We start from the raw sequence: 19,894 nt of genomic DNA, 5'->3' as shown, positions 1-19,894 counted from the left end.
TTCTTAAAAATTAAAAACCTTACTTTTTAGTAAGGTTTTTTAATTTTTAGTTAAATTTGCTTAATCGATTAACCTTATTTGTTAATATCAAAAATCTATATAGTTACTATTTAAAAATCCTTAATAATTTGGTATATTCGCAAAAACAAAAATCATTACTAAATGTCAGAAACTGCTAAATTACAAATAGCCGATAATACTTACGAATTTCCTTTAGTGAAAGGAACAGAAAATGAAGTTGCAATTAATATTAAAACTTTAAGAGCAGCAACAAATGGAGTTATTACAATAGATCCAGGTTACAAAAACACAGGTTCATGTGAAAGTGCTATTACTTTTTTAGATGGTGAAAAAGGTATTTTAAGATATAGAGGATACGCAATTGAAGAATTAGCTGAAAAAGCAGATTTTTTAGAAGTGGCTTATGCTCTAATTTTTGGAGACTTACCAAATAAAGAACAATTAGCTAAATTTCATGCAGATATTAGAGAACATTCTCTAGTTGATGATGATGTTAGAAAGATTTTAGAAGCATTCCCAAAAAATGCGCATCCAATGGGTGTTTTATCTTCATTAACAAGTGCTTTAACTGCATTTAATCCTGTTTCTGTGAATATAGAATCTAGAGAAGATATGTACAAGGCTATTGTTAGAATTATGGGTAAATTCCCAGTTTTAGTAGGTTGGACAATGCGTAAGAGCAAAGGGATGCATTTAAATTATGGTAAAAAATCTTTAGGTTACGTTGAAAACATTATGTATTTGATGTTTAAACAGCCAAATGAGGATTTTAAAATGAATCCTATCATAAAAAATGCATTAGATAAATTATTAATATTACATGCAGATCATGAACAAAACTGTTCTACATCTACAGTAAGAATTGTAGGTTCTTCTCATGCAGGTTTATTCGCCTCTTTATCAGCAGGTATTTCTGCACTTTGGGGGCCATTACATGGTGGTGCAAACCAAGCCGTATTAGAAATGTTAGAAGCCATTAAGGCAGATGGTGGAGATACAAAAAAATACATGGCAAAAGCTAAAGACAAAAACGATCCTTTTCGTTTAATGGGCTTTGGTCATAGAGTTTATAAAAATTTCGATCCTAGAGCAAAAATCATTAAATCTGCTGCAGATGAAGTTTTAAACGATTTAGGTGTAGATGATCCTATTTTAGATATCGCAAGAAGTTTAGAGCAAGAAGCTTTAAATGATCCTTATTTTGTTGATAGAAAATTATATCCTAATGTAGATTTCTATTCAGGTATTATTTACAGAGCTATGGGGATTCCTGTAGAAATGTTTACAGTAATGTTTGCTTTAGGCCGTTTACCAGGTTGGATTGCACAATGGAAAGAAATGCGTCTTAAAAAAGAACCAATTGGTAGACCACGTCAAGTTTATACTGGTGCAAATGAAAGACCTTTCGTAGAATGCGAAAACAGATAATAGTTAATATTATTTTTTAAATAAAAATTAAAAGCTTCATAATTCATTTATGAAGCTTTTTTTATAGATTTGAATTATGATAAAACTAAATGTAAATAACGAAACATCAAGATTAAGAGCTGTTGTTTTAGGTACTGCAGAAAGTAATGGAGGTATTCCAAAGGTTGAAGATTGTTACGATCCTAAAAGTATTGAACACGTTTTGGCTGGCACATATCCTAAAGAAGAGGATATGGTTAAGGAAATGGAATCTGTTGCTCAAGTTTTAGAAAAATATGATGTAAAAGTATATAGACCAGAGGTTATTGAAAATTATAACCAAATATTTTCTAGAGATATTGCATTTGTAATAGAAGATAAATTTATTGAGGCAAACATACTTCCTGATAGAGAAAGAGAATATAAGGCAATAAATAATGTTATTTCTCAAATAAACCCAGAGAATGTAATTGTACTACCAGAAGAATGTCATGTAGAAGGTGGAGATGTAATGCCTTGGAACGATTACATTTTTGTTGGGACTTATACAGGTGATGATTATCCTGATTATATAACAGCTCGTACAAATAAAGCAGCAGTTTTAGAACTTCAGAAATTATTTCCTAATAAAACTGTAAAATCTTTCGAGTTAAGAAAATCTAATACAATTGCTAAAGATAATGCACTACATTTAGATTGTTGTTTTCAGCCAATTGGTAAAGACAAAGCTATACTTCATAAAAATGGTTTTTTAGTTGATGAAGAATATGAATGGTTATTAAATTTCTTCGGAAAAGATAATGTTTTTGAAATTACGAAAGACGAAATGTATCATATGAATAGTAATGTGTTTTCTATTTCTGAAGAAGTAATTATATCCGAGAAAAATTTTACTAGATTAAATACTTGGTTAAGAGCACAAGGTTTTACGGTAGAAGAAGTCCATTATTCTGAAATTGCCAAACAAGAAGGTTTATTACGATGTTCTACAATGCCATTAATTAGAGACTAATTAAATTACCTAAGTTTTTTACCATTTAGATTTATCAACAGCCATAGTGTGGTTGGCAATAAGAACACATTTCCCATTATTTTCGGCATAGGTTCTCATAAAATGATAGATTACAGGTTTGGCATCTACAGTTTTTTGAACAACTGTAAACCCGTTTACAACACCAGTTTTATCAAAAATTATTGTGGTAACATTTTCAGTTGTTCTAGCATAAGAGTATTTAACTTTATTCTTTACATATCTTTTAGCTCTATTTATAACAGCCTTTTTATCATCAATAGTTTTGGCATTATTATGCACCCAAACAAAATCTTTAGATAAGTTGGTTTTAAAAAAATCAACATTAGAGTTCATTTGCGCTTTTTCCCAAGCTAAATCAATTTGTTTTAAATTTTTATCGCTTAAACAACTTTCTTGCGCCGATAATGAGTTGAATGAAATCAAACAAAATAAGTATATAATTTTTTGAATTTTCATACTGATATTTAAGTGTTTAGTTTGATGATATAATAATACGTACAAGTTAAATTTTTATAAGTTCAGAAGCAAGTAAAATTATTTTAAAGTGATAAATTTATGTCATAAAAAAGCCTAATTTTACCTTTTTAATAAAATATATATGCAACAAACTACAAATACTATCTTAATGGTTCGTCCTGTAAATTTTAGGATGAATGAACAAACTGCTGTAAATAATTATTATCAAGAAGAAATTGATTTAAAAAGTGCTGAAATTAATAAACAAGCGCAAAAGGAGTTTGATGATTATGTAGATACTTTAAGAAGTTTTGGTGTAAATGTAGTTGTGGTTTCTGATAACAAAGATTTTGATACTCCAGATTCTATTTTTCCTAATAATTGGATTTCTTTTCACGCAGATGGTACAGTTGCTATTTACCCAATGTTTGCAGAAAATAGACGTTTAGAAAGAAGGGAAGATGTTTTAGAAGAATTAGAAAAACAAGGTTTTTTTATTGATAATATTGTTGATTATACCAGTGCAGAAGAAGATAATTTATTTTTAGAAGGCACAGGAAGTATGATTTTAGACAGAGAAAATAAAAAAGCATATTGTGCTTTATCACCAAGAGCAGACGAAGAATTATTTATAGAATTCTGTGAAGATTTTGAATATACACCTGTTGTTTTTATAGCAAATCAAACTGTTAATAATACAAGAGAAGCAATTTATCATACCAATGTAATGATGTGTGTTGCAGAAACTTTTGCTGTGGTTTGTTTGTCTTCTATAGATGATAAAAAAGAACGTAAAAATCTTCTTAAACATTTAAAAGAAGATAAAAAGCAAGTTATTGATATTACAGAAGAACAAGTAACTCATTTTGCCGGAAATATGTTACAAGTAAGAGGTAAAGAAGACGAACGCTTTTTGGTAATGAGCCAAGCTGCAAACAATTGTTTAACAGATAGCCAAAGAGCAAAAATAAATAACCATTGTAAAATTATTTCGAGCTCATTGCATACCATAGAAACCTGTGGTGGTGGAAGTGCACGTTGTATGATGGCCGAAGTTTTTTTACCTAAAGAGAAAAAATAAAAATGAACTTATTGCTACTTGCAGTTGCACCGGTAATGATTGTGGTTGTTTTTATTTATCTAAAGGATAAATATGAAAAAGAACCCATTCACTTTTTGATAAAAAACTTTTTGTTGGGTGCAATTGTTAGTGTTTTTGTAACCTTACTTTTAGGAGCTGTAGCAAGTGCAATTTTTCCTGTAACAGATTATACAAATATTTTTCAGCAGTTTATAAAAGCATTTTTTGTAGTTGCTTTGGTAGAAGAGTTTTCTAAATATATTATCGTTAGGTTTTATGCACAGAAAAATAAAGAGTTTAACGAACCTTTTGATGGTATTGTTTATGCAGTTATGATTTCTATGGGTTTTGCAGCCTTAGAAAATATTTTGTATGTATATCAATTTGGTTTAGCTACAGGTATTTTAAGAGCTTTTACAGCTGTACCTGCTCACGCAACTTTTGGTATTTTAATGGGCTATTTTATGGGGAAAGTCAAATTCTCAGATAATCCTATAAAACTAAATTTATTTGGATTAATGATTGCTACCCTTTTTCACGGAGCTTATGATTTCTTTTTGTTTATCAACTTTATACCAGGTACAATTATTGGTGCAATTCTCTCCTTACTTATTGGTATATTTTTGGCAAATAAGGCCATAAAAAAACATCAATTAAGCTCTCATTTTAAGTAGCATTTAATTGATGTTTTAAGAATGTAAATTATTTTGTTTTTATTTTAGAGCCTCATCTACAATTTTTCCTGATGATGAATTTGGAGCTTCAATTTTAAGCAGATTTGCTATAGTTGGTGCAATGTCTGTAATGTTATAACGTTTTTTAGATACACCTTGTTTTATTCCATTTCCATAAAATATAATAGGTACGTGTGTGTCGTAAGAATAACCAGAGCCGTGAGAAGTACCTGTTCTTCCACTTGCTAAAGTTCCTGGAAAAGGAATCATTAAAACATCACCAGAAAACTTTTGATTATAACCATTTTGTAAAGAGTTCATAATTCCTTCAGAAAAATGAGTAGTCTGTAATGTTTTTGCAGTTACAGCTTTATAAATACCTTCAAAATTTACAATTTCTTCAACAATTTTATCAGCAACTTTATTTTTATCTAAACCTAGAGATTCAATTTTCTTTTTATCAAAAAATATTTGATAGTTAGATACGTTTTCAATCAACTCTTTTGAGTTAAAATATTTTTGAGTAATCGATAAAATATCATCTCTAAATTGTTTGGTATCTAAATAATGAGCAGGGATTTTTAGAGATTGCAAATAAGCAGGTACGTTAACCACAGCGTGATCTGCTGTTAGAAAAATTGTGTATTTATCTTTACCAACTTGCTGATCTAAAAACGAAAATAAATCTGCTAAATCTTTATCTAAACGCAAATAAGTATCTTCAATTTCTTTTGATGCCGGTCCAAATTGATGCCCAACATAATCTGTAGAAGAAAAACTAATTGCTAAAAAATCGGTATAATTACTTTTACCTAAATTCTCTCCAACAATTGCAGCTTTTGCAAAATCGGTAGTGAAAGAATTACCATTAGGTATTGCTTTTAAAATATCTAAATTTCCATTTTTTTCTTTTATTGTTGGTATATCATGAGGAAAAGCTGTAGTTGTTTCTCCTTTAAATTTTCTTTCAAAAATATTATCATCAACAATACTATTTGTATAAGTATCAATATCATAAAGGGTTTCCCAAGGAGTTTCTACATAACTTTCGGCTTTATCTGTATTGTTAAAGTCTACTACCCATTTTGGCAGTTCGTCAATATAAAAAGAAGAAGAAATAAAATCACCCTTATCTTTACCATAATACCAATAAGCAGCATCTGCTGTATGCCCAGCAGGTAGAATAGAAGATCTGTCTTTAATGGCAACCCCAATTGTTTTACCATTCATATTCTGTGCTAGTTTTAGTTGATCTGTTACAGTAGTACTATACATTCTATGTGGCGATTTTCTACCATCATTACTATCATTACCAATAGTATTATAGTTTGCATCATCTACACAATAAATAGATTTTTTTAAAAACTTGTCATACCAATTATTACTAATTATTCCGTGATTAGAAGGTGTAGTACCTGTATAGATCGAAGTATGACCAACTGCTGTATAGGTAGGTATTAAGTTATAATGAGCATTTTCTAAAGAAAACCCATTGTTTAATAATCTTTTAAATCCATTTTCTGAATACCTATCATAAAATCTAGTTAAATAATCATAGCGCATTTGGTCTACCACAATACCAACCACTAATTTTGGTTTAGGTTGTGTGTGTGTTGTCTCGTTAGATTTACATCCAAAGAAAAAAAGCAACGATAACGATAAAAGGAATATATTTTTTTTCATAAAAAAGGTTACAATATTTATAAATGCAAAATTAATTAATTTTTATTTTGAATGGCGTAATTTTATATTGTCTAAATGTTATTTATTAATTTAGCATAAAATTTAATCTGTGAATTATATAGAGCATATTGGTAAATATTTTATAATGCTAAAGCAGGTTTTTAAAAGACCCCAAAAAGCAAGGATATTTTACGACTCATTAATGAAAGAAATAGAAGAATTAGGTCTAAAATCTTTAGGTATAATTATGTTTATTTCATTTTTTATTGGTGGTGTAATTGCCTTACAAACCGCTTTAAATATAGATAGTGCTTTTATACCAAAATCATTAATTGGTTTTGCTACAAAAAGATCTATTATACTTGAGTTTGCACCTACTTTTTGTTCAATTATTTTAGCAGGTAAAGTAGGTTCTTATATTACATCTAGTATTGGTACTATGAGAGTTACAGAGCAAATAGATGCTTTAGATGTTATGGGGATAAACTCTTTAAATCACTTAGTATTACCAAAAGTTATTGCTACAGTTTGCTTTTATCCGTTTCTAATTTTATTAGGTATGATGTTAGGAATTTTTGGAGGATGGATTGCAGGAGTACTTTCTGATTTATTTAGTGGTGTAGATTATATAGAGGGTTTACAAACAGAATTTAAACCCTTTTTAATTTATTATGCCATTATAAAAACGTTAGTTTTTGCTTTTTTAATTGCAACTGTACCTTCTTATCACGGTTATTATGTTAAAGGAGGTTCTATTGCTGTAGGTAAAGCTAGTACACAATCTGTAGTCTGGACAACTATTTTAATAGTGATTGCAAATTATCTTTTAACTCAAATGCTGCTTACATAAATGATAGAAGTTAAAAATTTACATAAAGGTTTTGGTGATGTTAAAGTTTTAAAAGGTATTACAACTACTTTTGAAGCCGGTAAAACCAGTTTAATCATTGGGCAAAGTGGTTCTGGAAAAACGGTTTTTTTAAAATCATTAATCGGTTTACATGAACCAGAAGAAGGAACTATTTCTTTTGATGGTAGAATAAATACAGAATTTACTATAGAAGCCAAAAGGCAATGGAGGCAAGAAATAGGAATGGTTTTTCAAGGAAGTGCATTATTCGATTCGCAAACTGTTGAAGAAAATGTGATGTTTCCTCTAAAAATGTTTACTAAAAAACCTTTGGATGAAATGTTAGACCGAGTAAATTTTGTTTTAAAGAGAGTTAATTTAGAAGATTCTAATAAAAAATTTCCTGGTGAACTTTCTGGAGGTATGCAAAAACGAGTTGCCATTGCAAGAGCAATTGTAATGAATCCTAAATACTTGTTTTGTGATGAGCCAAACTCTGGTTTAGATCCACAAACCGCTATTGTTATCGATAATTTAATTCAAGAAATTACAGATGAATATAAAATTACAACTGTAATTAATACTCATGATATGAATTCTGTGATGGAAATTGGAGAAAAAATACTTTTTCTTAGAAATGGTAAAAAAGCTTGGGAAGGTAGCAGTGAAGAGATATTTAAAACTGATAATGAAGCAGTTGTAAGTTTTGTGTATTCTTCTAATTTATTTAAAAAAGTAAGAGAAGCATATTTAAATGAAAAAAGTTAAAAAAAATATTTGTTTTTCTTAAAATAACTTATATATTTGCAGCCGCTAAAAAGGAAAAATAATTGACCTGGTAGCTCAGTTGGTAGAGCATCTCCCTTTTAAGGAGAGGGTCCTGGGTTCGAGCCCCAGCCCGGTCACAAAAATCAAAAAAACTCTGTAATATTTTTACAGAGTTTTTTGCTTTTATAAAATTATTCAATCTTTTTAAGCTTATAATCGATAAGATATATCTTAAATAACTACAAAACTCTCTTTTTTTGTATCTTTCCATCATTGTTAGTAAAGTTTATGGAAGAAGATATTAAAAAAAGTAATATACAGCCAACTGAAACACCTGAAGAAAAATCAGAAAGCTCAAAACAAAATGTTCAAAAAGATGCTTTAGGTCTTTTTGAAAGTATTAAAAAGTTTTTAATAGAACTTTTTGACTTTAGGCATGATACAGATCATGAAGCAACTATTGAGGCTATCAAAGCAGATATACCTTTTAAAGGTGCAACTGCTTGGATTTTAATTTTTGCAGTATTTGTGGCTTCTATAGGTTTAAATGCAGACTCTACAGCAGTAGTAATTGGAGCCATGTTAATATCGCCATTAATGGGGCCAATTTTAGGAATTGGTATGTCCTTTGCATTAAATGATATCATTACCTTTAAAAAGTCTTTAATTAATTTAGGGACTATGATTGGGTTAAGTTTATTTGCCTCTTTCTTATTCTTTTATTTTTTTCCATTAAGTGAAGATAATTCAGAACTCTTAGGTAGAGTTAGTCCAGATATTCGAGATGTTTTAATTGCTTTTTTTGGAGGATTAGCTTTAATGGTGGCTAGAACAAAAAAAGGAACAATAGCTTCTGTAATTTTTGGTGTAGCCATTGCAACTGCTTTAATGCCTCCTTTATGTACGGCTGGTTATGGTTTGGCAAAAGGCAATTTTGCGTACTTTTTTGGTGCAATGTATTTATTTACCATTAACACCATATTTATTGCATTAGCTACGTTTTTAGTATTAAAATTATTACGTTTTCCAATGCATAAATATGCAAATGCTGCAAAAAGAAAACGTTATGCTACTATAGCAACCGTTGTTGGGGTTGCAGTAATGATACCTGCTATTTTTACTTTTATAAAGGTTTTTAACGAAAGTCAGATAGATTTACAAGTAACTAATTTTATCAATAGCGAAATAAAAGAGATTGAAAGTTTTCAACTAATTGGAGATCCTGAGGTTGATATTGCTAAGAAAGAAATAAAATTAAGTTTCTTTAACGAGGTAACTGATGGCGAACGAAACTTATTAAGCAATCACTTAAAAAATCAAGAGTACCATAAAATCAAAGATTTTCAATTAAAAATAAAAGGTAGCGATACTAAAAGCTTTGAATTGATTACAACTGCTTATAAAGAGAAAAGAGAAGAATTACAACAAAGTAAAAATATAATTGCTGGTTTACAAAAGCAAATTGCAGAATTGCAAGAAACTATTTCTACTTTAAATAATAGAATTGAACAAGATGCCTTAAATAAAAATCAAGATGTAATAACTTTTAGTACTATTGCCAAAGATGCAAAAATTAGATATTCAGATATTCAATCTATAGGTTTTGCAAACGTATTATCGTCAAAAGATTTTATTAAGGTAGATACGATACCTCTAGCAACTGTAAAGTGGAATATGAGTTTGCCAGACAGCATTATATCGCCTAAAGAAAGAGAGCTAAGAAGTTGGCTTCAATCAGAAATGAAACTAGATACTTTATACATTAAAAGAGAATAAGATAAATTTATTTTAACAATTCTATTTCTACATTCTGATTGAATAAATATACTTTTTTGTTACTCATATTTAAACATTCAAATCTTGTACGTCGTTTATTACCACGTTTATAAACTGTGTTTTTAAAAGAGAATAAACTACCTGTAGGAATTTCAAATATAAAATGTTTGCCAATTTCTGATTTGTTTTCTCTTAATGCTAAAGATAAATTTACATCAGAATCTGTGCTGGCTTTTGGGTTTTTTAAATAGTTTGCCAAATGCGATAGCATTGTAATAGGGTAAATATCTGGAGTTATAAAAGGCAGCATTAAATGCTGAAAAACTGTTTTCCACTCTTTTCCATGAGGTTGAACTCTTCCGAATTTTTGATGAGTTACATGATGTGCAATTTCGTGTACTAACGTTAATAAAAATTGATATTTATTTAGATTATTATTCACCGTAATTTGAAATTTACCATTGGGTAATTTTCTAAAATCGCCATGTTTTGTTTGACGTTGATTTACGATAATTAAATCAAAAGAATGTTTATCAATTAAAAATTGAACAAAAGGAATTGCTTTTTGAGGTATGTAATTTTGATAGCTATTACTCAATTTAAAATGAATTTCTTTTATGGTGTTGAATTAGAAACTTGTAAAACCTTACCATTGTAAAATTGATTGCCAGTTAAAGAAAAATCAAAAATATATTTGGCCATTTCTTTGGCAGAAAGTGGAGCTTTATAATCTGGAAAAGCTTCTGCTAACATTTCAGTTTGCACAGCACCTAAAGCCAAAACATTAAAAGCAATTTGTTGCTCTTTGTATTCTTCTGCTAATAATTCTGATAACGTAATTACAGCACCTTTTGCTGATGAATAAGCTGCTAAACCAGGAAATTTCATACTTCCTTGAATTCCGCCCATAGAACTTATAGTAACCACATGGCTTCCTTTTTGTAAAAAAGGAATCAAATTTTTGGTGATTTCTGCAACTCCAAAAACGTTCACTTTATACACTTCTAAAAAATCATCCGAAGATAATTCTGTAAAAGGTTTATTGATTAATTTTCCGGCATTATTGATTAAAATATCAACTTGTTTCCAGTATTTTTTAATGAAACTAGAAACTTTTTCTAAATCAGAATTATCAGAAATATCAACAGAAAGCACTTTAATATTTTTATGATTCACTATTTCTAATGGTTTTGTATTTCTAGAAAGTGCTAAAACATTATGGTTGTTATTTGCAAATAATTTTGCCAATTCAAAACCAATTCCTCTACTTGTACCAGTAATTACTACGTTTTTCATTTAAAATTGAAATATTTAAAGGAGCAATCTACTCAAATTTTCATACATTTAAGAATTAAAATCAAACAAATGAAGAAAACAATTTTACTTTTTATAGCATTTATTTTTATGCAAAATAGTATAGCGCAAACTACCTATATTTTATGTGGTAAATTGATTGATACGAAGTCTGGAAACATCAGTGCTAAAAAAACAATTTTAGTAAAAGAAAATAAAATTATTGATGTTAAAGATGGCTATATAATGCCAAAATCTGGTAATTTAATTGATTTAAGAGATAAAGTGGTAATGCCAGGTTTAATTGATTTTCATGTTCATATAGAACAAGAATTTACGGCAAGAACAAGAATAGAAAGTTATATACTAAATGAAGCAGATGTTGCTTTTAATTCTGTCGGTTTTGCAAAAACAACTTTGTTAAACGGATTTACAACTGTTAGAGATTTAGGAGGTACAGGTGTAAATATTTCTGTTAGAAATGCCATAAATAATGGTAAAATTCCTGGCCCAAGAGTTTTTACGGCTGGTAAATCTTTGGCAACAACTGGTGGTCATGCAGATCCTACAAATGGGAGTAGTAGAAGGTTAATTGGTAATCCTGGACCAAAAGAGGGTGTTGTGAATTCTGTAGAAGATGCAAAAAAAGCAGTAAGACAACGTTATAAAAATGGGGCAGATTGTATAAAAATAACAGCTACAGGTGGTGTTTTAAGTGTTGCTAAATCTGGTGATAATCCGCAATTTACGGTAGAAGAAATTAAAGCAATTTGTGATACAGCTAAAGATTATGGTATGCATGTTGCAGCACACGCACATGGAGATGAAGGTATGCAAAGAGCCATAATTGGTGGTGTAAAAACTATAGAACATGGAACTTATATGAGTGATGAAACTATGGAATTAATGAAAAAGCATGACGCTTATTTAGTGCCAACAATTACTGCAGGTAAAGAAGTAGAAGAAAAAGCCAAAATAGAAGGTTTTTATCCAGATATCGTAGTTCCTAAAGCGTTAGCTGTTGGTCCTCAAATTCAAGGAACTTTTGCAAAAGCTTATAAAAAAGGAGTAGGAATTGCATTCGGAACTGATGCAGGTGTTTTTGCTCATGGAAATAATGGAAAAGAATTTGGGTTTATGGTAGAAGCAGGTATGCCAGCAATTGAAACTATTCAATCTGCAACTATAACTAATGCTAAGTTGTTAAATATGCAAAATGAAATTGGACAAATTGAAAAAGGTTTTTTTGCTGATATTATTGCTGTAAATGATGATCCTATTAAAGATATTTCAACTATGGAAAACGTTGTTTTTGTAATGAAAAATGGTGTTGTTTATAAGAAATAAAAAGATTTAAGCAATTTCACCTCTGTGAGGTTTTAAGGCATCTCTGTAAATTTTCATATCTTTTTCATCAACAGTAATAAAAGCAGAAAATAACATTGGGTTCTTTTCTTGAATATCAATTTCGTGAAAAGTTAAGTTTTCAATGGTTGCAAATTCGTTTAAATGTATGGTGTGATGTTTTGCGGTTTCTGCAGCATCAGGACCTCTAAAATCCCACAGTAATTTTATTTTTCTATTCAATTTTCTTGTTTTTTATGATTGATAAAAATGAATAATTCTCCGCTTTCAAAAGTGATTTTTACTTCGTCTTTAATAGCTTTATTTCTAGTTCCAATTCTTTCGCCAAATTGTAAATCTTCGTTATTTAATGAATATTGTAAACCTTTGGTAGTTATTTTTTTTGTGATTGGTAAAGGTAGTAAAGAGATAATTTTATTTTTACAACCTGTAATTTCTGTAATTTTATCTGCTAAAAAAAAGTAACTATATTCATCAAAAAAAGTAAGCTTTAATTTCTTTTTCCATTGAATGGCTGTGTGCAAATTTCCTAAGAAATGATCTTGCTCTTTACCACTTGCACCAAAAATGTCAATGTGTAAAAAACCTTTGTCAGCAAGTATTTTAAGTATTTTATCGAAATCGGTATAATTTTGATCTGGGGTATAAATTATTTCAATATCATTTGGTAAATTTGGTAAAGAATCAAAATCGCCACTAATAAAATCGGGTTTAATTTTTTGTTCTTTTAAATATTGATAAGCGCCATCAGTGGCACAAACAATATCATATTTAGATAATTTTGGAAGCCTTTTTGGAGGCTCTCCATTTAAAAGTAAAAAGACTTTTTTTTGTTTCATCAACCACAAAAATACAAACAAAAAAGCATCATTTCTATATTTAGAGATGATGCTTTAATTAATAATAAAATTGAACTATTTTTTGATTTTAATTTCTAAAGCAGGATACTTCTCATTTAGCTTTAATAAATCCTTTTGTTTATCTTTAAGGTGATTATCAAAAAAAGAAATTACTGTTTCATTTATAATTTTATAAGCTTCGTTTTTATTTATTGTGCCTGATTCATTTAAAGTTGGAATGTTAAACATTAAAGGAATATCCATAAAACTTGCATGACCAGAATTCTTTATTTTTACGTCATAAAAAACGGCTGTATTTCCATTTCTATATGCAAAAATGTTGAAGTTTGGATGTGGGGGAGTCCATTCTGAAGAAATATTTAAAAATGGTTTTGTAAGGGATTTTTCAATCATTTCTCCCCATTGTACGCCATCTAAATTTACACCAGCAGAAATTCTTTCATCATCTAAAATTGCTTGCCCTGCAGAAGAACCACCTTGAGAATGCCCAAAAACACCAATTTTTGAAAGATTTAGATGATTTTCTAAAAAAGAATTTATGTTCCAAGTTTCTAAAGCATCTATAACTGAAACAAAATCTTTAGACCAATTTCTAGTTATTTCTGCAGCTATATAGTTTTTTAAAACGTCTCTAGATACAGCTAATTTTTCTTCTTCAGTTTTAGCATTGTTGTAATTTTGTGTTCCATTCCAAGCCAATTCAGCCATTTTTTGATTACTAATATATTTTTGATCATACTCTTGATGGTAGAGTTTTAGGCTTCCATCAGGAAATAAAGTTCCAGTACTTTCGTAGGTGTGATTTATGTTTAAAACAATATAGCCATGACTTACAATTTCTTCTATTATTGCATAATAGCCAGAAGCTTTAGAGTAAGAACCGTGAGAAAAAATAAGAATTGGAAATTTTTCATTTACAATTTTTGGACTAGAATATGTATTAGTTTCAACAGAATTTAAATAGTTAAAAGTACTGTTTGGTAAACCATATTTTGCAGCAAAACTAAATCGATCTCCATCATTTAAATAAGGTTCTTTTTCTTCATTTTTAATATTTGCAGGATACCAAACTTTTATCATTAACTCCCTTTTATCATCTATATTTTCTGTAATTATTTCATCTCTATCTGTTTTTAGAAGAATGTATTGTGAACCAACTTTATAATTTCCAGTGGTTTTTGGTAAATCAAAAACTGGCAAAACATTAGGCAGTATAAAACCGATAATTAATAAGAATAATAAACCAATTATTTTTATCGTTTTTAAAAACCATTTTCCTTTTAAAAGAGAAAGTTCTTTATAAGAATAAATTGTAACAATGAGCAATAAAATATAAATAGGAATCATTTGCCATCTGAAACCTTCAAAAATTAGATGAGCTGCAAGCAAACCTAAAATTATTGGCAATTCTATTTTTTTGTTTGTTTTGTTTTTTCTGATAGAAAAATAAAAAATTGAAGCTATAGAAAGGATTAGTAAAATGATTTCAAAAGTTCTCATACTTTATAGTTTTAAAAGTTGAAACAAAAAAAATACAATACTTAACAATATCCAAAAAAATGGAATGGACAAAGAATAGACAGTTGATTTAGGTTGTTTGAAATCAGGCATTTATAATAAATGTGGTTAAATCTTCTTTAGCAGATAAATTTAGTTTTTTTCTTAAGCGATATCTTGCTTTGTTAACACTATCAGGATTTATATTTAATAATTTACTAATCTCTTTTGATGTTAAATTTAATCGTAAAAAAGCTGCTAATTTTAATTCGTTTGATGTTAGTTTTGGCGCTATTTTAAAAAGAGTTTCGTTAAAATTAGGATGCAATTTTTCGAAATTAGAGAAAAAAGAATCTAAGTTTTCTTGACTATTATTGTTTATAATTTTAACTAAATCATCTTTTAATGAAATTTTCAACTTACTATTTAAAATCTCTAAATTCTTTATTTTTTCTTCTTTTTGTTTTTTTTCTAATCGCATAAAATTATCTAATTTTCTATGAAATCTTAAGTGTCTTCTTTTAGTATTTTTAATTCTAGTTCTGTAAGGTATAGCAATGTATAAGAAAATAAACAATGCCAAAATACCTATAAATAGGATGCAGAAAATGAACCAAGTATCTGTATTTATTTTAAAATCCAAATTATTTAATAATTGTTTTTATGATTTTTTAAATGGATTGTAAATTTATAATAATTTAAAAAAGGATTAGTTTTATCTTTGTAATAAATTTTTAGACCTTGAATACAGATCAATTTTTAGTAAAATCGGCATTAAAATATATTGATAAAACTTCTTTTACTTGGCAAACACCAAGTAATATTGCATTGGTAAAATATTGGGGAAAAAGCAATCCGCAAATTCCTAAAAATGCTTCTATAAGTTTTACATTAAACAATTGCCATACAATTACTAAAATTGATTTTCAGAAAAAAGAAAAATCAGCAATTGTAGATTTCGATTTATTTTTTGAAGGAAAACCAAAAGAAGAGTTTAAACCAAAAATTGCAGAATTTTTTAAAAGAATTCAAGAATATTGCCCATATATTTTTGAGTATAAAATGATAATTAATTCAGAAAATTCTTTTCCACATTCAAGCGGAATTGCATCTTCCGCAAGCGGATTAAGTGCTATTGCAAGATGTTTAATGAGTTTGGAACAAGAAATCAATCCAAATTTATCATCAGAATTTATCAACAAAAAAGCTTCTTTTTTAGCAAGATTGGGTTCTGGTTCTGCAAGCAGAAGTATAGAAGGGCCTTTGGTTGTTTGGGGAAATCACCCAGAAATAGAAGGGAGTTCAGATTTATTTGGTGTGCAGTTTCCTTATAAAGTTCATCCAATTTTCGAAAATTATCAAGATGCCATTTTATTGGTTGATAAAGGAGAAAAACAAGTTTCGAGTACAGTTGGGCATAATTTAATGCATAATCATCCGTATGCAGAAAGTCGTTTTTTACAAGCCAATGAAAACTTGGGTAAGATGTCTAAAATTCTTCAAGAAGGTGATATTAAAAATTTTGTCAATTTAGTAGAAAGTGAAGCTTTAACCTTGCATGCAATGATGTTAACTAGCAATCCGTATTTTATTTTGATGAAACCAAATACTTTAGAAATCATCAATAAAATTTGGGAATATCGTCAAGAAAAAAATAGTAATATCTGTTTTACTTTAGATGCAGGAGCAAATGTGCACGTTTTATATCCTGAAAATGAAAAAGAAAGTGTGAATCAATTTATTGAAAATGAGCTTTCTAAATTCTGTCAGAAAAATCAGTATATTTGTGATACTGTTGGTTTTGGAGCAAAAGAAATCTAAAATTTTAGCAAGTAAATTAATTATAATATGAAAAGTTCGGCTTTAGTTTTAGGTGTAATTGTTATTTTTTTAATGTCTTCTTTTACAAAGCAAGAAACTGTTTGGTTAGATAAAAATTTAAAAGAAACAAGCCAAACGAAAGCTGTTTACTATAAAATAGGTAAAAAGTCTAATGGAATAGTTACTTTTTATTACAAGAACAAATCAACCTTTAGAGAAACTTTTTTTGTTGATGGTAAATTGGATGGTAAATTCAATGAATATTACGATTCTGGAAACTTAAAAGTTGACGGAAAATATAAAAATGGTGCCAAAGATGGCAATTGGAAAAGCTATTATAAAAACGGAAAAATAAAATCGAAAGGAAGATATAAGGATGGTGAGAAAGTAGGGATTTGGAAATTTTTCTACAAAAATGATTGATAACCTTACATTTATATATTAATTCGTATTTTTGTACTCAAACAGAAAAAGAAAATGAGAGGACCTTTATTTTATGCTAAAATTCTACTTTTTGGAGAATATGGAATTATTAAAGATTCTAAAGGTTTAGCAATACCATATAATACTTACAGAGGTGCTTTAAAAACTTCAGATAATTTAGAAGGTGTTTCTCAAAAATCAAATGCTAGTTTACATCAATTTTACAGCTATATTTCTAATTTAAATTCAGATTTAGTTTCTTTTAATTTAAATGAGTTTAAAACGGATTTAGAAAACGGCATGTATTTCGACTCTTCTATTCCACAAGGTTATGGAGTTGGTAGTTCTGGAGCTTTAGTAGCTTCTATTTACGATAAATATGCGAATGATAAAATTACAGTTTTAGAGAATTTAACAAGAGAAAAGTTGTTAAAATTAAAAGCTGTTTTTTCTTTAATGGAATCTTTTTTTCACGGAAATAGTTCTGGCTTAGATCCTTTAAATTCTTATTTAAGTTTACCAATTTTAATCAATTCTAAAGAAAATATAGAACCTGCTGGCATTCCGTCTCAAAAAGAAGGAAAAGGAGCTGTTTTCTTATTAGATTCTGAACAAGCAGGAGAAACTGAGCCAATGGTTAACATTTTTATGAATAAGATGAAAAACGAAGGTTTTAGAAAAATGTTAAGCGAAGAGTTTGCTATACATACAGATGCTTGTATCGAAGATTTTTTACAAGGCAATGTAAAATCTTTGTTTAGCAATGTAAAAAGCTTGTCTAAAGTAGTGCTAAAAAACTTTAAACCAATGATTCCTGATGCTTTTCATAAAGTGTGGGCAAAAGGTATCAGCACAAACGATTATTACTTAAAACTTTGTGGTTCTGGTGGTGGAGGTTACATTTTAGGTTTTACTCAAGATTATGAAAAAGCACAAAAAAGTCTAGAAAATTATAAATTAGAATTGGTTTATAGATTCTAAATTAATAAATATGAGTTCTTCAAAAACGAAGACTTTTTTAAAAAAAATATTCAGCTTATTATCTGTTATAAGAGGTTATAATATTTTAGTATTGATTTTTGCGCAATACTTAGCGTCTATTTTTATATTTTCGTCAGAACACTCAGCAGCTTCTGTTTTTTTTGATTTACACTTATTTTATATAGTAATAGCAACTGTTTGTGTGGTGGCTTCTGGTTATATTATCAACAATTTTTATGATAGTCAAGTAGATCGAATTAATAGACCCTTAAAATCGGGTTTAGATAATTATATTAAACAAGAAACTAAATTATCGCTGTATTTTACCTTAAATTTTATAGGTTTTGTATTTGGCTTTTTAGTTTCTTGGAAAGCCGCTTTATTTTTTGCTATTTATATTTTTGCTATTTGGTTTTATTCGCACAATTTAAAGAAACATCCTTTTAGAGGTTTGTTATCTGCAACAATACTTACAATTTTACCTTTTTTTGCCATTTTTGTATATTATAAAAATTTCTCAAAAATTATTTTTGTTCATGCTGTTTTCTTGTTTTTGGTGATAATGCTCAGAGAATTAATTAAAGAATTAGAGAATTTGACAGGTGCAATTGCTAATAATTACAAGACTTTTACAGTTTCTTATGGAGAGAAAACTACAAAGAAATTATGTTTTGCACTTCTATTTTTAACTATATTTCCAGTTGTTATTTTATTCAGTTATCCTGAGTTAAGTTATATGAAGTATTATTTTTATTTGGCTTTAATAACTTTAATTTTTGTTGGCTTTTATCTATCAAAATCAACAAAAAGAAGTCAATATCGATTTTTACATAACACACTAAAGTTATTGCTTCTTGTTGGGGTTTTTAGTTTGGTTTTTATTGATACTTCTTTAATCATTGAAAAAGTGATAGATAAATTGAATTAAACTTAACTTTTTTTAATTTTATAAGTAAACCAAAGTCATAAAATTGGTTTTACCATTATTATTAGGATTTTAGGTTTCGAGAAATTCTTTATCTACCTTTGCCAAAATTTTTAAAAATGAATTCAAATAAAAACTCGTCGCGAAGACGACAAGAGGGAAAAAAAAGTACTCCTCTAAACAGAAAAAGTACTAAAAAAGAGTACAAAAAGATAAAACCTACTCAAAAAACTGATGAAACTTCAGGTGTACGTCTTAATAAATACATTGCAAATTCTGGTATTTGTTCGCGTAGAGAAGCAGATACTTATATAGAACATGGTAGTGTTGAGGTAAACGGAAAATTAGTAACAGAAATGGGTTATAAAGTGCAACCTAACGATGTTGTTCGTTTTGATGGTACAGCAATTTCACCAGAACAAAAGAAATATATTTTACTAAATAAGCCAAAGAATTACATTACTACTATGGATGACGATCGTGGTCGTAAAACTGTAATGGAGTTAATTGCAAATGCATCTAAAGAAAGAATTTATCCTGTAGGTAGATTAGATAGAAATACAACGGGTTTGTTGTTGTTTACAAATGATGGTGATTTAGCAAAAAAGTTAACGCATCCTAAACACAATGTTCGTAAACTTTATCACGCTTCTCTAGACAGAAAATTAGATTTAAAAGATCTAGAAAAACTTAGAGGAGAAGTAATTATAGAAGGCAGAAAAGTATTTATTGATGCTGTTTCTTATGTAAATGGAGAACCAAAAACAGAAATTGGTATAGAAATTCATTCTGGTAGAAACAGAATTGTTCGTAAAATATTTGAGCACGTTGGTTATAAAGTAAATAAATTAGATAGAGTTATTTTTGCTGAATTAACGAAGAAAAATTTACCAAGAGGTAGATGGAGAGAACTTACAAATTTAGAGGTTACAAATCTCCAAATAATGAAATAATATTTGAAATCCAGCTTTTTAGCTGGA

At 28.6% G+C, this 19,894-nt stretch carries 21 protein-coding genes and 1 tRNA gene; 14 read left to right on the top strand and 8 right to left on the bottom strand.

Features of this window, described 5'->3' with window-relative positions; genetic code table 11:
• The first annotated feature begins 162 nt into the window (after positions 1-162).
• Both BW723_RS01420 and BW723_RS01415 read left to right on the top strand, forming a co-directional pair.
• Positions 163-1,449: a citrate synthase gene (locus tag BW723_RS01420; RefSeq protein ID WP_068363360.1), complete on the top strand. Its 1,287-nt coding sequence runs from the start codon at positions 163-165 to the stop codon at positions 1,447-1,449.
• 76 nt (positions 1,450-1,525) lie between these two features.
• A complete protein-coding gene (locus BW723_RS01415; RefSeq protein WP_068363361.1) occupies positions 1,526-2,440 on the top strand; it encodes a dimethylarginine dimethylaminohydrolase family protein in 915 nt (304 codons plus the stop codon).
• An 18-nt stretch (positions 2,441-2,458) separates the two neighbouring features.
• Here BW723_RS01415 and BW723_RS01410 read toward each other — a convergent pair whose 3' ends face one another.
• Positions 2,459-2,917: a nuclear transport factor 2 family protein gene (locus tag BW723_RS01410; RefSeq protein WP_068363363.1), complete on the bottom strand. Its 459-nt coding sequence runs from the start codon at positions 2,915-2,917 to the stop codon at positions 2,459-2,461.
• A gap of 142 nt (positions 2,918-3,059) precedes the next feature.
• Here BW723_RS01410 and ctlX point away from each other — a divergent pair, with 142 nt between their 5' ends.
• Together ctlX and BW723_RS01400 are read left to right on the top strand one after the other, a co-directional pair.
• Positions 3,060-3,998: a citrulline utilization hydrolase CtlX gene (gene ctlX / locus BW723_RS01405; protein WP_068363366.1), complete on the top strand. Its 939-nt coding sequence runs from the start codon at positions 3,060-3,062 to the stop codon at positions 3,996-3,998.
• 2 nt (positions 3,999-4,000) lie between these two features.
• Entirely contained in the window at positions 4,001-4,672 is a 672-nt protein-coding gene (locus BW723_RS01400) for a PrsW family intramembrane metalloprotease (protein ID WP_068363370.1), read from the top strand.
• Between the two features lie 39 nt (positions 4,673-4,711).
• On the opposite strand, the gene pafA is transcribed toward BW723_RS01400, so the two are convergent.
• Complete coding sequence (gene pafA / locus BW723_RS01395; protein ID WP_068363371.1) at positions 4,712-6,355, bottom strand: alkaline phosphatase PafA; 1,644 nt, start codon at positions 6,353-6,355, stop codon at positions 4,712-4,714.
• A 109-nt stretch (positions 6,356-6,464) separates the two neighbouring features.
• On the opposite strand from pafA, the gene BW723_RS01390 reads away from it, so the two are divergent.
• The 4 genes from BW723_RS01390 to BW723_RS01375 all read left to right on the top strand — a co-directional run bounded on the left by BW723_RS01390 (position 6,465) and on the right by BW723_RS01375 (position 9,749).
• Positions 6,465-7,205, top strand: a complete 741-nt coding sequence (locus BW723_RS01390; RefSeq protein ID WP_068363373.1) for an MlaE family ABC transporter permease — start codon at positions 6,465-6,467, stop codon at positions 7,203-7,205.
• The gene (locus BW723_RS01385; RefSeq protein WP_068363376.1) at positions 7,206-7,973 is read left to right on the top strand and encodes an ABC transporter ATP-binding protein; all 768 of its coding nucleotides are present in this window, start codon (positions 7,206-7,208) and stop codon (positions 7,971-7,973) included.
• 64 nt (positions 7,974-8,037) lie between these two features.
• Positions 8,038-8,110: transfer RNA gene (locus BW723_RS01380), tRNA-Lys, on the top strand.
• A 151-nt stretch (positions 8,111-8,261) separates the two neighbouring features.
• Positions 8,262-9,749, top strand: a complete 1,488-nt coding sequence (locus tag BW723_RS01375) for a DUF389 domain-containing protein (protein ID WP_068363380.1) — start codon at positions 8,262-8,264, stop codon at positions 9,747-9,749.
• A gap of 7 nt (positions 9,750-9,756) precedes the next feature.
• On the opposite strand, the gene BW723_RS01370 is transcribed toward BW723_RS01375, so the two are convergent.
• Positions 9,757-10,347: a SprT-like domain-containing protein gene (locus tag BW723_RS01370; protein ID WP_068363382.1), complete on the bottom strand. Its 591-nt coding sequence runs from the start codon at positions 10,345-10,347 to the stop codon at positions 9,757-9,759.
• 17 nt (positions 10,348-10,364) lie between these two features.
• The gene (locus BW723_RS01365; RefSeq protein ID WP_068363385.1) at positions 10,365-11,045 is read right to left on the bottom strand and encodes an SDR family NAD(P)-dependent oxidoreductase; all 681 of its coding nucleotides are present in this window, start codon (positions 11,043-11,045) and stop codon (positions 10,365-10,367) included.
• 69 nt (positions 11,046-11,114) lie between these two features.
• On the opposite strand from BW723_RS01365, the gene BW723_RS01360 reads away from it, so the two are divergent.
• A complete protein-coding gene (locus tag BW723_RS01360) occupies positions 11,115-12,389 on the top strand; it encodes a metal-dependent hydrolase family protein (protein ID WP_068363388.1) in 1,275 nt (424 codons plus the stop codon).
• Positions 12,390-12,395: 6 nt separating this feature from the next.
• Here BW723_RS01360 and BW723_RS01355 read toward each other — a convergent pair whose 3' ends face one another.
• The 4 genes from BW723_RS01355 to BW723_RS01340 all read right to left on the bottom strand — a co-directional run bounded on the left by BW723_RS01355 (position 12,396) and on the right by BW723_RS01340 (position 15,407).
• A complete protein-coding gene (locus BW723_RS01355) occupies positions 12,396-12,629 on the bottom strand; it encodes a hypothetical protein (RefSeq protein ID WP_068363391.1) in 234 nt (77 codons plus the stop codon).
• Positions 12,626-13,246 (bottom strand): thiamine diphosphokinase, encoded by a 621-nt coding sequence (locus BW723_RS01350; RefSeq protein ID WP_068363393.1) that lies wholly within the window; start codon positions 13,244-13,246, stop codon positions 12,626-12,628. Before BW723_RS01350 ends, BW723_RS01355 begins: the two co-directional genes overlap by 4 nt.
• A gap of 75 nt (positions 13,247-13,321) precedes the next feature.
• Positions 13,322-14,767, bottom strand: a complete 1,446-nt coding sequence (locus BW723_RS01345) for an alpha/beta hydrolase family protein (RefSeq protein ID WP_068363397.1) — start codon at positions 14,765-14,767, stop codon at positions 13,322-13,324.
• A 103-nt stretch (positions 14,768-14,870) separates the two neighbouring features.
• Positions 14,871-15,407 carry a helix-turn-helix transcriptional regulator gene (locus BW723_RS01340; RefSeq protein ID WP_139059129.1) on the bottom strand — a complete coding sequence of 179 codons (537 nt, stop codon included), beginning with the start codon at positions 15,405-15,407 and terminating at the stop codon, positions 14,871-14,873.
• A 98-nt stretch (positions 15,408-15,505) separates the two neighbouring features.
• Between BW723_RS01340 and BW723_RS01335 the strand changes: the two genes are divergently transcribed.
• From BW723_RS01335 to BW723_RS01315, 5 genes are all read left to right on the top strand, one after another.
• On the top strand, positions 15,506-16,585 hold the full coding sequence (locus tag BW723_RS01335) for a diphosphomevalonate decarboxylase (RefSeq protein ID WP_068363409.1): 1,080 nt from the start codon (positions 15,506-15,508) through the stop codon (positions 16,583-16,585).
• Between the two features lie 27 nt (positions 16,586-16,612).
• Complete coding sequence (locus BW723_RS01330; protein ID WP_068363414.1) at positions 16,613-17,008, top strand: toxin-antitoxin system YwqK family antitoxin; 396 nt, start codon at positions 16,613-16,615, stop codon at positions 17,006-17,008.
• A gap of 54 nt (positions 17,009-17,062) precedes the next feature.
• Complete coding sequence (locus BW723_RS01325) at positions 17,063-17,989, top strand: mevalonate kinase family protein (RefSeq protein ID WP_068363417.1); 927 nt, start codon at positions 17,063-17,065, stop codon at positions 17,987-17,989.
• A 10-nt stretch (positions 17,990-17,999) separates the two neighbouring features.
• A complete protein-coding gene (locus BW723_RS01320; RefSeq protein WP_068363422.1) occupies positions 18,000-18,917 on the top strand; it encodes a geranylgeranylglycerol-phosphate geranylgeranyltransferase in 918 nt (305 codons plus the stop codon).
• A gap of 116 nt (positions 18,918-19,033) precedes the next feature.
• The gene (locus BW723_RS01315) at positions 19,034-19,867 is read left to right on the top strand and encodes a pseudouridine synthase (RefSeq protein WP_068363425.1); all 834 of its coding nucleotides are present in this window, start codon (positions 19,034-19,036) and stop codon (positions 19,865-19,867) included.
• Positions 19,868-19,894: the final 27 nt, after the last annotated feature.

Source organism: Polaribacter reichenbachii (assembly GCF_001975665.1).
Taxonomy (GTDB): Bacteria; Bacteroidota; Bacteroidia; order Flavobacteriales; family Flavobacteriaceae; genus Polaribacter; species Polaribacter reichenbachii.
The sequence above is the reverse complement of the archived record's forward strand: the minus strand, read 5'-3'. Positions and strand labels throughout refer to the sequence as shown.